The 13,388-nt window shown below is 71.7% G+C and carries 13 protein-coding genes; 7 read left to right on the forward strand and 6 right to left on the reverse strand.

Annotated features, from left to right (window positions below; translation table 11 throughout):
• Nucleotides 1–13 precede the first annotated feature (13 nt).
• The 3 genes from Q9R08_RS13610 to Q9R08_RS13620 all read right to left on the reverse strand — a co-directional run bounded on the left by Q9R08_RS13610 (nt 14) and on the right by Q9R08_RS13620 (nt 3,622).
• The gene (locus tag Q9R08_RS13610; protein WP_308868629.1) at nt 14–1,600 is read right to left on the reverse strand and encodes a xylulokinase; all 1,587 of its coding nucleotides are present in this window, start codon (nt 1,598–1,600) and stop codon (nt 14–16) included.
• Nucleotides 1,597–2,388, reverse strand: a complete 792-nt coding sequence (locus Q9R08_RS13615) for an L-ribulose-5-phosphate 4-epimerase (protein WP_308868630.1) — start codon at nt 2,386–2,388, stop codon at nt 1,597–1,599. Before Q9R08_RS13615 ends, Q9R08_RS13610 begins: the two co-directional genes overlap by 4 nt.
• A 232-nt stretch (nt 2,389–2,620) precedes the next feature.
• A complete protein-coding gene (locus tag Q9R08_RS13620) occupies nt 2,621–3,622 on the reverse strand; it encodes a LacI family DNA-binding transcriptional regulator (RefSeq protein WP_308868631.1) in 1,002 nt (333 codons plus the stop codon).
• Nucleotides 3,623–3,773: 151 nt separating this feature from the next.
• Here Q9R08_RS13620 and Q9R08_RS13625 point away from each other — a divergent pair, with 151 nt between their 5' ends.
• From Q9R08_RS13625 to Q9R08_RS13635, 3 genes are read left to right on the forward strand one after another with little or no spacing between them, the layout of a single operon-like run.
• Nucleotides 3,774–4,712: an oxygenase MpaB family protein gene (locus Q9R08_RS13625; RefSeq protein ID WP_308868632.1), complete on the forward strand. Its 939-nt coding sequence runs from the start codon at nt 3,774–3,776 to the stop codon at nt 4,710–4,712.
• A gap of 54 nt (nt 4,713–4,766) precedes the next feature.
• Nucleotides 4,767–5,618, forward strand: coding sequence for an NAD-dependent epimerase/dehydratase family protein (locus Q9R08_RS13630; protein WP_308868633.1), 852 nt, complete (start codon nt 4,767–4,769; stop codon nt 5,616–5,618).
• Complete coding sequence (locus Q9R08_RS13635) at nt 5,615–6,208, forward strand: DnaJ family domain-containing protein (RefSeq protein WP_308868634.1); 594 nt, start codon at nt 5,615–5,617, stop codon at nt 6,206–6,208. The genes Q9R08_RS13630 and Q9R08_RS13635 overlap by 4 nt, the downstream gene beginning before the upstream one ends.
• A gap of 50 nt (nt 6,209–6,258) precedes the next feature.
• Here Q9R08_RS13635 and Q9R08_RS13640 read toward each other — a convergent pair whose 3' ends face one another.
• Complete coding sequence (locus Q9R08_RS13640) at nt 6,259–7,284, reverse strand: LacI family DNA-binding transcriptional regulator (protein ID WP_308868635.1); 1,026 nt, start codon at nt 7,282–7,284, stop codon at nt 6,259–6,261.
• A gap of 162 nt (nt 7,285–7,446) precedes the next feature.
• Between Q9R08_RS13640 and Q9R08_RS13645 the strand changes: the two genes are divergently transcribed.
• From Q9R08_RS13645 to Q9R08_RS13660, 4 genes are read left to right on the forward strand one after another with little or no spacing between them, the layout of a single operon-like run.
• On the forward strand, nt 7,447–8,745 hold the full coding sequence (locus Q9R08_RS13645) for an ABC transporter substrate-binding protein (protein ID WP_308868636.1): 1,299 nt from the start codon (nt 7,447–7,449) through the stop codon (nt 8,743–8,745).
• Between the two features lie 59 nt (nt 8,746–8,804).
• Nucleotides 8,805–9,740, forward strand: a complete 936-nt coding sequence (locus Q9R08_RS13650) for a carbohydrate ABC transporter permease (protein ID WP_308868637.1) — start codon at nt 8,805–8,807, stop codon at nt 9,738–9,740.
• Nucleotides 9,741–9,750: 10 nt separating this feature from the next.
• Complete coding sequence (locus Q9R08_RS13655) at nt 9,751–10,644, forward strand: carbohydrate ABC transporter permease (protein ID WP_308868639.1); 894 nt, start codon at nt 9,751–9,753, stop codon at nt 10,642–10,644.
• Nucleotides 10,641–12,650 carry a glycoside hydrolase family 127 protein gene (locus tag Q9R08_RS13660; RefSeq protein ID WP_308868640.1) on the forward strand — a complete coding sequence of 670 codons (2,010 nt, stop codon included), beginning with the start codon at nt 10,641–10,643 and terminating at the stop codon, nt 12,648–12,650. The genes Q9R08_RS13655 and Q9R08_RS13660 overlap by 4 nt, the downstream gene beginning before the upstream one ends.
• Before the next feature lies 1 nt (nt 12,651).
• Here Q9R08_RS13660 and Q9R08_RS13665 read toward each other — a convergent pair whose 3' ends face one another.
• The gene (locus Q9R08_RS13665) at nt 12,652–12,942 is read right to left on the reverse strand and encodes a DUF4287 domain-containing protein (protein ID WP_308868641.1); all 291 of its coding nucleotides are present in this window, start codon (nt 12,940–12,942) and stop codon (nt 12,652–12,654) included.
• Between the two features lie 13 nt (nt 12,943–12,955).
• On the reverse strand, nt 12,956–13,339 hold the full coding sequence (locus Q9R08_RS13670; protein ID WP_308868642.1) for a cupin domain-containing protein: 384 nt from the start codon (nt 13,337–13,339) through the stop codon (nt 12,956–12,958).
• Between the last annotated feature and the right edge of the window lie 49 nt (nt 13,340–13,388).

A 13,388-nucleotide genomic window follows, 5' to 3' on the forward strand; every position in this document is an offset into this window, starting at 1 on the left:
GGTTCCTTCGGTTTCAGAGGGCGGTGACGGCGGCGACCTCGACGGCCAGGCCCGCGCGATAGCGGTCGAGATAGGCGGCGAAGCCCGCGACATCGGCGGGGTCGGGTTCGGCGGTCGCGATCGCCGCGTTCGCGAAGACGCGGTCCTCGAGGTAGGCGGCCAGGCTCAGCTCGCCGGCATGCGGCAGGTAGGCCGCGAGCACGGCGATGCCCCACGCCCCGCCCTCCGAGGCGGTGTCGCCCACCGAGACCGGAGCGCCCAGCGCGCCGGCGAGAAAGCGCTGCGCGACCCCGGCAGTGCGGAACATGCCTCCGTGCGCGAACATGCGGTCGAGGCCGACCCCTTCGTCGTCGAGCACGCGCATGCCGAGCGCGAGCGTGCCGAAAACGCCGTAGAGCTGGGCGCGCATGGCGTTCGCGAGCGTGAAGCGGCTGTCGGGCGTGCGCACGAACAGCGGGCGACCTTCGGTGAGGCCGGCGATCGGCTCGCCGGCGAGGTGGTTGTAGGCCAGCAGTCCGCCGGCATCCGCTTCGCCCTCGAGCGCCTCGCGGAACAGCGTCTCGTATACGGCGTCGTCGGCGAGGGGTGTCCCCGACGCGGCGGCGAACCTGGCGAACATGCCCGCCCAGGCGGCGAGCTCGCTGGCGCCGTTGTTGCAGTGCACCATGGCGACCGCGTCGCCGGACGGGGTCGTGACGAGGTCGAGCTCGTGGTGGACGCGTTCGAGCGGCCGCTCGAGAACGACCATCGCGAAGATGCTGGTGCCCGCGCTGACGTTGCCGGTCCGCGGCGCGACGGCGTTGGTCGCCACCATCCCCGTGCCGGCGTCCCCTTCGGGAGCACAGAACGGGATGCCGGGGCGCAGCGCGCCCGTCGGGTCGAGGAGGGCGGCGCCGTCCTGCGTCAACGCACCCGCCGACGCGCCGGCGACGAGCACCCGCGGCAGCAGTTCGGAGACGTGGGGGACGGGGAGCCGCCCCGCGGCGAGCTCGTCGTAGCGCGCGAGCATGCCAGCGTCGTAGTCGCTCGTCGCGGAGTCGATCGGGAACATCCCCGACGCATCGCCGACGCCGAGCACCTTCTCCCCCGTCAGGCGCTCGTGCACGAAGCCGGCGAGCGTCGTGACGAAGCGGATGTCGGGGACATGCGGCTCGGCATCCACCACCGCCTGATGAAGGTGCGCGATCGACCAGCGCAGCGGGATGTTCACGCCGAACGCGTCGGTGAGCTCGGCCGCCGCGGGGCCGGTATTGGTGTTCCGCCACGTGCGGAACGGCACGAGCAGCGTGCCCGCCTCGTCGAAGGCGAGGTAGCCGTGCATCATCGCCGAGACGCCGATCGCGCCGAACGTCTCGGGCGCGACGCCGTGGCGCTGCTGCGCGTCGGCGACGAGATCGGCGTACGTGGCCTGGAGCCCCGTCCACACCTCGTCGAGCGAGTAGGTCCAGAGCCCCCACTCGTACCGGTTCTCCCACGCGTGCGAGCCCACGGCGAGCACCTTCGCCGGGTCGTCGGCGTCCACGAGGCACGCCTTGATGCGCGTCGAGCCCAACTCGATGCCGAGCGCCGTGCGCCCGGACCGGATCGCGTCGGCGCTCATCGGCCGACCCCTGCGGCGCGCTCTTCGGCGCCGTCGCGAGGTTCATCGGCACCGTCGCGGCGCTCGTCGGACGACTGGCCGTAGACGTTCTGGTAGCGGTCGAAGAGGCGGTCGATCGCATCCTGCGGGATCGGGATGAGGGGGCCGGCCTCACGCGCGTAGTGCACGGTGCGAGCGACGTCCTCGACCATGACCGCGGCCTTGACCGCGTCCTTCGCCGACACCCCGATGGTGAAGGGGCCGTGGTTCTGCATCAGCACGGCGCGGGAGCGATGGCCGGTCAGGGTCTCGACGACGCCGCGGCCGATGGAGTCGTCGCCGATGATCGCGAACGGGCCGATGGGGATCGGCCCGCCGAACTCGTCGGCCATGGCGGTGATGACGCACGGGATCTCCTCGCCGCGCGCGGCCCAGGCCACGGCGAACGTCGAATGCGTGTGCACCACGCCGCCCACGTCGGGCATGTGGCGGTATACGTAGGCATGCGCCGCGGTGTCGCTGGAGGGGCTGCGGTCGCTGCCGGGCGTGCCGGGGATCACGTTGCCGTCGAGATCGCACAGGATCATGTTCTCGGGGGCGAGATCGTCGTACGAGACGCCGGACGGCTTGATGACGAAGAGGTCGGCGCCGGGAACGCGTCCCGACACGTTGCCGCCGGTCCAGACCACGAGGCCGTAGCGCACCAGCTCGCCGTGGAGCTTCGCGACGTCGGCCCGGACGGCGGCGATGGATGCCTCGACGTCGGGGGTGAACGCGGGTGCCGGAGTCGTCGGCTCGGGGGTGGTCACGGGGTCCTCCGTCGGGTCTCGTGCGGTCGCGCGGCTCGCTCGGTCGCGCGGAATGATGTTACCGGTAACATCGCCGGTCGCCAACCCGCTTCTCCCGGCAGCCGGCAGCTCCGCTGTCGCGATCCGTGGTTGCTCGACACGGATCGCGACCGGCGAGCGGTCTCGTCCGGTCGCGCGGGCCGGCAGGATCGCCGCGACGACGCGGCAGGATCGGCGCAGCGGACGGGCGGGATCAGCGCGGCGGGGCGGTGGAGGCGCGCACGATGAGCCGGGGTGCGCCGGCGGCCGAGGGCCGCTCGCCGAGGACGACCGCGACGGCCCGGCGGGCCTCCCCCGCCAGGTCGAGCCCCACCGTGGTGAGCGCCGGGCGGTAGAACGCGGCATCCGGATTGTCGTCGAAGCCCACGATGCTCACGTCGCCCGGCACATCGACGCCCGCCTCGCGGAGGCCGGCGATGAGGCCCAGCGCCATCTGGTCGTTCGCGGCCGCCACCGCGGTCGGCCCGCCCGGTGCGCGGACGGCGGCGGCGATGCGCCCGGCGAGCGCAGCACCGGCGGCGGCGGTCCAGTCGCCGCTCCAGTGCGGCTCGACGCCGAGCCCCGCACCCTCGAGCGCGCGCCGCATCCCCGCTTCGCGTGAGCGCGCCTCGAGCCATTCCTCGGGTCCGGCGACCCGGCCGATGCGCCGATGGCCGAGTTCGATGAGGTGCGAGATCGCGAGAGCGGCGCCCGCCTCCTGCTGCTCGGCGCCGGGTCCGGTGTGCAGCGCAGCGATCGCGACTCCCGGGTGCGCACCGGTGAGCGCCGTGAGCGTGGCCGCGTGCGGTGCCAGCACGATGAGCCCGTCCACGCCCTGGCCGAGCAGTCGATCGGCCGCATCGCGGACGGATGCCTCGTCCGAGGCGTCCGAGTACGCCGTCGCGATCCAGCGTCCGGCGTCGCGGGCGGCCGCCTCGAGCGCGGCGATACCCACCGCCGGCCCGTACAGCGTCGCGTCGGACGCGATGACGCCCAGGGTGCGGGTCGTACGGGTACCGAGGGTGCGGGCGGCGTTGTTGACCCGGTAGCCGAGCGCGGCTATCGCCTGCAGCACGCGGTCGCGGGTCTCGGGCCGGATGTTCGGGTGCTGGTTGATGACACGCGACACCGTCTGCGTCGACACGCCGGCCGCCCGCGCCACATCGCGCACGCCCACCCGGGTGGGGTCGGCGGGCAGCGGCCGCGTGTCGTCCATGGCGCACACCCTATCCGGGCGTCGGCACCCCTGCGGACTCCGGCGATCGGCAGCGAGTGGCGTCGTGCGCGGGGGCGAGTCGCTGCGCACGCACCGACTCGGCCGACCACGAACCGGCCCCGCCTCGTCATGTCGGTGGCACGCTGGACGCATGGGTGCACGCTCTTCGAAGAGGCCGCGGCCGACGCTGCGCGCGCGGCTGCTGACCGCCCTCGCCGGCGACCCCGACGGCACGCCGCCGTGGGTTCGGGCACTCGCCGAGGGCGACGACGCCGGGTACTTCGCCGACGGCGGCGCCGTGTGGACGGTGCACGCGGGCACGGGAACGTTCGTCGCCGGCATCCGCGCGCTGCTCATCCAGGCGCTGCACCCGGGTGCGATGGCGGGAGTCCACGACTTCTCGCGCTACCGCGACGATCCGATCGGGCGCCTCACGGGCACGGTGCGGTGGATCATCTGCGTCACCTACGGCTCGACCGCGCAGGCGGCGCGCGAGACGCAGCGCGTCGCGCGACTGCACGAGCGGGTGCAGGGTTCGTACGAATCCGTTGCGGGCGAGCGCTCCTATTCGGCGGGCGATGCCGACCTGGTCGAGTGGGTGCACCTCGCCTTCACCGAGGCGTTCCTGGGTGCGCACCAGCGGTGGGGCGGACCGATCCCCGGCGGCCCCGACGCGTACGTCGGCGAGTGGGCACAGGCCGGGCGTCTCATGCGCCTGGAGAACCCGCCGCTCACCGAGGCGGAACTGCTCGCGCGGATGGACGGGTTCCTCGCCCGCGGCGAGCTCCGCCGCGACGACCGCGTGGACGACGTGGTGCGGTTCCTCCGCACCGCGCCTTTCACGGGCGTCATGCGCATCGCCTACCGGGTGCTGTTCGCGGCGGCCGTCGCCAGCCTGCCGCGCAGCTACCGGCGCCTGCTCGGGCTCCGCCGGTCGCCGCTTCCCGTCGTGACCCTCACCAGGATCGTGCTCGCGGTGTCGGCGAAGGCGCTCGAAGAGGGCCCGCGCGCGCAGGATTTCGCCCGGCAGCGGCTCCGCCGGCTCAGCGACACGGCGTCGGCAGCGCCCGATGCGGCCGCCGCGCACTGACATCGCCCGTCGCCCGGTCGCCCCGCCGGCCCCGCGAAATGGCAGGCTGGAGTCATGCGCATCGCCCTCACCGGCTCGTCCGGCAAGCTCGGCACCGTCGTCGCCCGCGAACTGCGCGCGGCCGGCTACGACGTCATCGGCATCGACGTCGTGGGCACCCGCGGTCCCGATTTCGTCCAGGTCGACCTCACCGACTACGGCCAGGTCGTCGACGCCCTCACCGCGGTCGGCGACCGCCACGACGGGTTCGACGCGGTCGTGCATCTCGGCGCGATCCCGGCCCCCGGCATCCGCTCCGATGTGGCGACCTTCCACAACAACATGACGGCCACCTTCAACGTCTTCTGGGCGGCCGTGAGGCTCGGCATCCGTCGCCTCGTCTACGCGTCGAGCGAGACCGTGCTGGGTCTGCCGTTCGACGTGCCGCCGCCGTACATCCCGGTCGACGAGGAGTATCCGCCGCGCCCCGAGTCGGTGTACTCGCTCGTGAAGACGCTCGAGGAGCGCATGGCCGTCGAGCTCGTGCGGTGGCATCCCGAGCTGTCGATCACCGGACTGCGGTTCTCGAACGTGATGGTGCCCGAGGACTACGCGGCGTTCCCCTCGTACGACGCCGACGCGCGGCAGCGCAAGTGGAACCTGTGGGGCTACATCGACGCCCGCGACGGCGCCCAGGCCGTGCAGCGCGCGCTCGAGGTCGCCCCGCCCGGCTTCGAGACGTACATCATCGCCGCCGCCGACACCGTGATGTCGCGGCCCAACGCCGAGCTCGTCGCCGAGGTCTTCCCCGGTGTGCCGACCCGCGAGTTCGGCGAGCACGACACCCTGCTCTCGATCGACAAGGCCCGGCGTCTGCTCGGGTACGACCCGCAGCACTCGTGGCGGGATCACATCCCGGGGTCATGACCGAGGGGCCTCGCGAAGCCGCTGAGCGCTACCGCTTCCAGAAGTGGCAGCGCGATCAGGGCTACACATCGGACGAAGAGGATGCCGCAGAGGCCGCCGCACCGCCGGCACGGGGCTTCTCGGCGGCGGAGCGTGCTGCGGTCGTCGAGAACTCGATCCAGCAGGCGATCCGACGGGGCGAGTTCAACGACCTGCCCGGTGCGGGCAAGCCGATCCCCGGCCTCGGCGCGACGCATGATCCGGACTGGTGGATCCGCCGGAAGATCGAGACAGAGAAGCTCACCGGGCTCGGCCCGCCGGCCCTCAGGCTCCGCGTCGAGAACACCGAGCTCGACGGCCGGCTCGACGCGCTGTCGCGCGAGGCAGAGGTGCGCGAGGCGCTCGAGGATTTCAACCGTCGCGTCATCGATGCCCGGCGGCAGCTGCAGGGCGGTCCGCCGGTCGTGACGCCCACTCGCGACATCGACGCCGAAGTGGCGGCGTGGCGCGAGCGGCGCAGTGCGCGCGTCGCGGCGCAGGCGCAGGCGGATGCGGAGGATGCCGCCGAGCGGCGTCGTCACCCCTGGTGGCGGCGACGAGGGCGCGCCTAGCTTCTGCGCCGGCGTGCGCGCAGCCGCGGGCGCGCGAAGCGGCTGCCGCGTCAGCGGCGCGCGATGGTCGAGCCGCGGATGATGAGGCGCACGGGCAGGTGGTGGGTGCCATCGCCGATGTCGACGCCGTCGATCGCGTCGAACAGCCGCTGAGCCGCCTGGCGACCCAGCTGCTGGAGATTGGCGTCGATGCTCGTCAGCTCAGGCCGCGAGTTCGTCGACAGCACCTCCCAGTTGTCGTAGCCGATGACGGCGAGATCCTCCGGCACGCGACGGCCGAGATCGCGCGCGGTGTCGAGGGCGCCGCGGGCGAGCTGGTCGGATCCGCAGAAGATCGCGTCCACATCGGGGTGCCGCTGCAGCAGCATGGCGGCGGCATCCCGCCCCCAGTGCTCCGTCCATTCCGAGAACATCGCGTCGCCCACGAGCTCGAGGCCGGCCGCGTCGAGCGCCGCCCGCGCCCCGGCGATGCGATCCTGTGCGGCGGCGTAGGCGGGGTCGCCGGTGATGTGGGCGATGCGGGTGCGGCCGCAGGCGATGAGATGCTCGACGGCGAGCCGGCCGCCGGCGTAGTTGTCGGGCGTCAGCGAGAGGTCGCGCGGGTCGTCGGAGGGCGCGTACGCGTACACGACCGGCACGGGGATCTCCTGACCGAGCGAGGGCCGGGGATCGGTCTGGCGGCCGACGACGATGATGCCGTCGACGCGGCGGCTCAGCAGCGCCTTGAGATGGTGCTGCTCGCGGATCGCGTCGCCGCGTGCGTCGCAGAGGAACACGTTGACCTGCCCGGCACCGAAGGCGTCCTCGGCACCCATCAGGATCGGGATCATGAAGCGGCCCTCGAGGTCGCTCGTGAGCAAGCCCACGGTGCCGGTGCGTCCCGCGAGGAGGCCGCGCGCCATGGCGTTGGGCGTGAACGACAGCTCTTCAGCGGCATCCATCACACGCCGCCGGGTCGCCGGCGCGACGTCCTCCCGGCCGTTGAGCGCCTTCGACGCTGTCGCGATCGACACTCCCGCACGCCTCGCGACATCGCTCAGTGTCGCGCTGCGTCCCCCGGACTCGTTGGCGGCCATCACCCCTCCTCGTTGCGGAAACGTTATCGAAGTAGCGTCTTGACCGCTCGTGAACTCTCACGATACCGTGCCGAAAGCGGTTTCGATAATTTCGGAATCCATCACGGCAGCGGCGCGGCGATCCTGCACGCGCACGCTCGAAGACGAGCCAAGGAGACTGCAATGACCAACACCCGACGTCGCGCCGCCGGCTGGCGCGCGGCGACCGCACTCCTCCTCTCAGGCGCCCTCGTGGGCCTCGCCGGCTGCGCCGGCGGCGGCGCGGCGACGCCTGCGGAGGACATCCCGGCCGAAGGCACGGACGACGGGACGACCCTCACCCTCTGGACCCGCGCACCGCTCGAGAAGCAGGCGAACCTGCTGGTAGACGCCTACAACGCCTCGCACGAGAACCAGGTCGAACTGACGGTCGTGCCCAACGACGACTACGTCGCGAAGGTCGGCGCCGCTGCCGGCTCGGGCGGGCTGCCCGACCTGTTCGCCGCCGACATCGTCTACGTGCCGAACTGGGTCGAGCAGGGCCTGTTCCAGGACATCAGCGCCCAGGTCGACGGCCTCGACTACAAGGACCAGATCAATCAGGGCCACCTCTCGGCCGGGACGGATGCCGACGGCAAGGAGCATGTCCTGCCCTTCGTGCTCGACCTGTCGATGCTGTTCTGGAACAAGGAGCTGTTCGAAGAGGCCGGGCTCGACCCCGAGAAGGCTCCCGCCACCATGGCGGAGTACGCCGATGCGGCCAAGAAGATCCAGGCGCTGGGCAAGGACGGCGTGTACGGCACCGCGACGGGCCTGAACTGCGGCGGATGCCTCGTCTTCACGTGGTTCCCCAGCATCTGGGCGTCCGGTGAAGAGGTGCTGAGCGACGACGGCCACGAGTCGCTGCTCGCGAACGACGCCGCCAAGGAGGTCTACGACACCTGGCGCGATCTGTGGGAGTCGGGCGCCGTGCTGCCCAGCTCGCAGGACGAGGCCGGTCCGACCTGGACCGCGGGCTTCACCGAGGGCAACGTCGGCCTGATGTTCTACCCCGCGACCCTGCTGTCGTCGACCCCGTTCGACGCGGGTGTCGCCGGCATCCCGGGCGTCGACGGCGGCGCCTCGACGTTCGTCGGCGGCGACGGCATCGGCATCTCGAAGGACTCCGAGAAGGCTGCCCAGGCCTGGAACTTCCTCACCTGGCTGATGTCGGAGGAGGCCCAGGTGGACGTCCTGGCGAAGGACAACGACGTCGTCTCGCGCGCCGACTTCGCCGACAACGAGTACGCGGCGAAGGACCCGCGGCTCGTGACCATCAACGAGGTGGCCTCGCAGGGCGACACGCCCGTGGCGCTGAACTTCCAGCAGGCGTTCAACGCTCCCGGCAGCCCCTGGCTGACGCTCGTGCGCAACGCCGTGCTCGAAGGCACCGACACGGTCGACACCGACAACGACGCGATCACCGAGATCCTCGCGCAGTGAGCCGCGGCGGTGGCCCGGGCGACCGGGCCACCGCCCCCATCCCCCGGAGAACGAACGCCATGTCCGCCGAGACGCTGAGTCCGCCGACGAGTCCACCGACCACCCCGTCCCCGCCGCCGCACCGCTCGTCGCGCGCCCGGCGCGAGGCGCTGCGCGGGTGGCTCTACGCATCGCCGACCACCCTGTTCGTGGTGTTCGTCTTCCTCCTGCCGCTGCTGCTCGTGCTGCAGATGTCGGCCTCCGACTGGCCGCTGCTCTCAGGCAACCAGGGCTGGAACCTCCCCGAGAACTACGTCGACGCCGTCGACCACCGCCTCTTCTGGGACGCCATCTGGTTCACCCTGAAGTACACGGTCATCACGACGATCCTCCTCATCGGCCTGGGCCTGGGGCTCGCGCTGCTGGTGCAGGAGTCCACACGGTGGAAGTCGCTGCTGCGCACGTCGTTCCTCGTGCCGAGCGCACTCGGCCTCGCCTCGGCATCCCTCCTCTTCTACGTGCTCTACTCGCCCTACGCAGGTCCGTTCGCCGACCTCATGCAGTCGTGGGGCTTCACATTCCTCGGCACCCCCGAGGGCGCGCTGTGGTCGACCGTGTTCCTGATCGTGTGGCGGTACGCCGGCTTCTACATGCTGCTCATGCTGGTGGGCCTGCAGGCCATCCCCGACGACGTCTACGAGGCCGCGCGCATCGACGGCGCCTCGGCGTGGCAGACCTTCCGCGGCATCACGCTTCCGCTGCTGCGGCCCACGTTCGCACTCACCATCGTGCTGTGCGTCACCGGCTCGCTGCTGGCGTTCGAGCAGTTCTACATCCTCACCAAGGGCGGACCCGACAACAGCACCATGACGATCGTGCAGCTCATCTACAACGTCGCCTTCCAGGGCCAGAACAACCTCGGCATCGCAGCGGCACTGTCGGTGATCGTGCTGCTGGCGCTCATCGTCATCAACATCTTCCAGCTGCGCGCGTTCCGCCGCACGGACGAGGACTGAGGTTCCCACCATGTCCGCACAGACACTTCCGTCCTCGACCCGCCTCATCGAGGTGCAGCCCTCCCGCCGCGCGCGGCGCTCCCCCGCGGCGCGCATCGTGTTCGGCATCCCGTATGCCGTGCTGACCACGGCGATCGCGATCATGTTCCTCTACCCGCTCATCTGGACCGCGGTGTCGTCCGTGGCCCCGCGTGCCGGCACCAGTCAGCCGGAAGGCTGGGGGCTCGGCAACTACGCGGCGCTCGCCGGGTACCAGGCGGGCATCTGGGTGTACCTGGGCAACTCGACGTTCGTCGCGCTGCTGACGGTGCTGCTGACCCTCGTCGTCTCCACCCTCGGCGGCTACGCCTTCGCGCGATTCTCGTTCCCCGGGAAGAACCTGCTGTTCCTCACGGTGCTCGCGATCCTGATGGTGCCGTACACGACGCTGCTCATCCCGCTGTACGTCATCCTCAATGCCGTGGGCCTCAGCAACTCCCTGGTCGGCGTCGCGATCGTGCTCACGATGTTCCAGCTGCCGTTCTCGATGTTCATGATGCGGATCTCCTTCGAGTCCGTCCCGCGCGAGCTCGACGAGGCGGCCCTGGTGGACGGCGCGACGACCTTCGGGGCGCTCCGGCTCGTGCTGCTGCCCGCGGTCAAGCCAGGGCTCATCACCGTCGGAATGTTCGCCTTCCTCGCGGCTTGGAACGACTTCATGGCGCCGCTGATCCTCATCACCGACACGAACCGGATGACGCTGCCCCTGGCCGTCTCGAACCTCCGCGTACAGGTGCAGGGCGTCATCGACTACGGGGCGACGGAGGCGGGAGTGGTCGTGCTTGCCCTCCCCTGCATCGTGCTGTTCCTCGTGCTGCAGCGCCACTACGTCCGGGGATTCATGTCGGGAGCTTTCAAGGGATGACCATGCAGACCACCACCACGCCCCAGGCACCCGTCGCTCCGGCGCGCGGCCGCCTCCGCCCCCTCGGTCAGCAGGAGGTCCGCATCACCGGCGGCTTCTGGGGCGAGCGGCAGGCCGTCAACGGCCGCAACACGCTCGCGCACATCGAGAGCCGCCTGGAATCCGAGGGCTGGCTGGGCAACTTCGACCGTGCCGCCGCCGGCACGCTGCCGGCCGGACGCCGCGGACGCGAGTTCTCGGACTCCGAGGTGTACAAGTACCTCGAGGCGCTCGCCTGGGAGATCGGCCGCACCGACGACGCCGGCCTCGAAGCGCGGCTCCGCGCTGTCGTCCGCCGTGTCGCGGCGGCCCAGGAGGCCGACGGATACCTCAACACCCGGTTCGGCCGCGAGGGCCAGGGCGCGCGGTGGTCCGACCTCGAGTGGGGCCACGAGCTGTACTGCCTCGGCCACCTCTTCCAGGCGGCCGTGGCGCGGGAGCGCACACGCCCGGGTGCGGACGACGGACTGCTCCGCATCGCGGTGCGCGCCGCCGACCTCGTGTGCGCGGAGTTCGGGCCCGACGGACGCGACGCGATATGCGGCCACGCCGAGGTCGAGGTCGGGCTCGCCGAACTCGCCCGGGCGACCGGCGAGCCGCGCTACCTCGAGCAGGCGCGCCTGTTCGTGGAGCGCCACGGCCGGGGCACGCTCCGGGACATCGAATGGGGGCGCAGGTACTTCCAGGACGACGTGCCGGTGCGCGAGGCGACCGCCCTGCGCGGCCACGCGGTGCGTGCGAACTACCTGGCGGCAGGCGCGGCCGACGTCGCGGTGGACACCGGCGACGATGAGCTGCTCGGGGCGCTCCGTCGGCAGTGGGACCGCACCGTCGCGCGGCGGACGTATGTCACCGGCGGCCAGGGTTCGCACCATCAGGACGAGGCGTTCGGCGAGGACTGGGAGCTGCCCGCCGACCGCGCCTATTCCGAGACCTGCGCCGGCGTCGGATCGGTCATGTCCTCGTGGCGCCTGCTGCTCGCGGGCGGCGACCCGCGCCACGCGGACCTCATCGAGCGCACCCTGTACAACGTCGTGGCCACCTCTCCCGCGCCCGACGGTCGCGCGTTCTTCTACGCCAACACGCTGCACCAGCGTGTGCCCGGCGTGCCCGCGGACGAGGAGGCCACCTCGCCGCGCGCCTCGTCGTCGCTGCGCGCCCCCTGGTTCGAGGTGTCGTGCTGCCCGCCGAACGTCGCGCGGACGCTCGCGAGTCTCGACGCCTACCTCGCGACCTCCGACGACGACGGCGTGCAGCTGCACCAGTACGCCCCCGCGAGCGTGCGCACGACGCTGCCCGACGGCCGGGACGTCGCGTTCGACGTCGAGACGGACTACCCGGCGTCGGGCCGGATCCGCGTGATCATGCGCCGTGACGCCGCACCCGGCGGCCCGTGGACGCTCACCCTGCGCGTGCCGGCGTGGGCGGCGGGAGCCCGCCTGCGTGTTCAGGCGGCCGGCGAGAGCGGCGACGAGAGCGAGGCCTCCCCCGGTCTCGTCGAGGTGCGCCGGGCGTTCCGTGAGGGCGACGTCGTGGAGCTGCACCTGCCGATGGCGCCGCGCATCGTGTCGCCCGACCCGCGGATCGACGCGGTGCGCGGGTGCCTGGCGATCGAACGCGGGCCCGAGGTGTTCGCCCTCGAATCCGTGGATCTCGGTGGACTCGGCGTCGACGATGTCGCCGGCGTCGCGCTCGCCCGCGGCGCAGCGCCGCTCTGGCGCGACGGCCGGGTCTGGGTGGAGGTCGTGATCCCGGACGACGCGGATGAGACCGGCGCGTGGCCCTACTCACGCAGGGCCGACGAATCGCGCGAGCCCGTGGGCGCCTCGCGCCTCGAGGCACGCCGCAGCGCGACGGCACCGTGGGACGAGGGTGTCGGGACCGCGGAGGTCCCGCTCGTCGCGTACCACGAGTGGGCGGAACGCGGACCCTCCACGATGCGCGTGTGGATCCCCGTCGCCACGTGACTCAGCGGTTGGGGTTGGTCGCCTTGCCGTCGAGCCACAGCGTGTTCGACGGATCGGAGTGAGCGGTGCCGGTGCCGACGTGCCTGTCGCTGATCTGCGGGCCCTTGGTGATGACGTGGACGAGCGCCATCGCGTGCCCGCGGCCGAGGCCGTAGTCGGCGGCGAGCCACTCGACGATCGGCGTGGCCTTCGTGCTCTCGTCGAAGCCCTTCTCGTGCGCCAGCTCCACGAACTGGCGCGGCGTGAGGCCGGTCTTCTCCTCGATGTTGTCGAGGTATGCCTGGAATGTCATGAACCGGATCCAATCAGTCGCCGGTGGGAATGTCGAGCACGCCGGGTTCGTCCTGCCACTCCTGGATGATGCGGTCCGAGGCGTGGATGCACAGCACGCGCAACCGGCCGCTTCCGGAGTTCTTGAAGCCGTGCCATGCGCCCGCAGGGGCGGTGGCCGTGTCGCCGGCGACGGCATCGAGCGTCTCACCGTCGATCGTGATGCGCGCCTGCCCCTCCAGCAGCACCCAGGTCTCGGCGTAGGGGTGGCGATGGATGTCGGGGCCCTGCCCGGGCTCGTTGTCGACGAAGAAGTACGAGACGGCCGCGCCGTGCTCGACGCCGATGAATCGGCGCAGGCGGCCCGTGCCGACGACGAGGTCGGCGGCGGGGACGATGGCCGGAATGGTGGTGGGCATGAGGTGCTCCGTCCGCTTGCTGTCGGTGTGACTTCAGCCTCCTCGTCGC

Origin of the sequence: Microbacterium psychrotolerans, assembly GCF_031085295.1 — a bacterium.
Lineage (GTDB): Bacteria > Actinomycetota > Actinomycetes > Actinomycetales > Microbacteriaceae > Microbacterium > Microbacterium psychrotolerans.

Bases quoted from the DNA above. Each gene is read 5' to 3' on its own strand.
- Q9R08_RS13640 (WP_308868635.1), bottom strand. From the start codon at position 7,284: ATGGCCGCCAACGAGTCCGGGGGACGCAGCGCGACACTGAGCGATGTC.
- Q9R08_RS13625 (WP_308868632.1), top strand. From the start codon at position 3,774: ATGGGTGCACGCTCTTCGAAGAGGCCGCGGCCGACGCTGCGCGCGCGG.
- Q9R08_RS13635 (WP_308868634.1), top strand. From the start codon at position 5,615: ATGACCGAGGGGCCTCGCGAAGCCGCTGAGCGCTACCGCTTCCAGAAG.
- Q9R08_RS13630 (WP_308868633.1), top strand. From the start codon at position 4,767: ATGCGCATCGCCCTCACCGGCTCGTCCGGCAAGCTCGGCACCGTCGTC.
- Q9R08_RS13645 (WP_308868636.1), top strand. From the start codon at position 7,447: ATGACCAACACCCGACGTCGCGCCGCCGGCTGGCGCGCGGCGACCGCA.
- Q9R08_RS13670 (WP_308868642.1), bottom strand. From the start codon at position 13,339: ATGCCCACCACCATTCCGGCCATCGTCCCCGCCGCCGACCTCGTCGTC.
- Q9R08_RS13650 (WP_308868637.1), top strand. From the start codon at position 8,805: ATGTCCGCCGAGACGCTGAGTCCGCCGACGAGTCCACCGACCACCCCG.
- Q9R08_RS13655 (WP_308868639.1), top strand. From the start codon at position 9,751: ATGTCCGCACAGACACTTCCGTCCTCGACCCGCCTCATCGAGGTGCAG.
- Q9R08_RS13610 (WP_308868629.1), bottom strand. From the start codon at position 1,600: ATGAGCGCCGACGCGATCCGGTCCGGGCGCACGGCGCTCGGCATCGAG.
- Q9R08_RS13660 (WP_308868640.1), top strand. From the start codon at position 10,641: ATGACCATGCAGACCACCACCACGCCCCAGGCACCCGTCGCTCCGGCG.
- Q9R08_RS13665 (WP_308868641.1), bottom strand. From the start codon at position 12,942: ATGACATTCCAGGCATACCTCGACAACATCGAGGAGAAGACCGGCCTC.
- Q9R08_RS13620 (WP_308868631.1), bottom strand. From the start codon at position 3,622: ATGGACGACACGCGGCCGCTGCCCGCCGACCCCACCCGGGTGGGCGTG.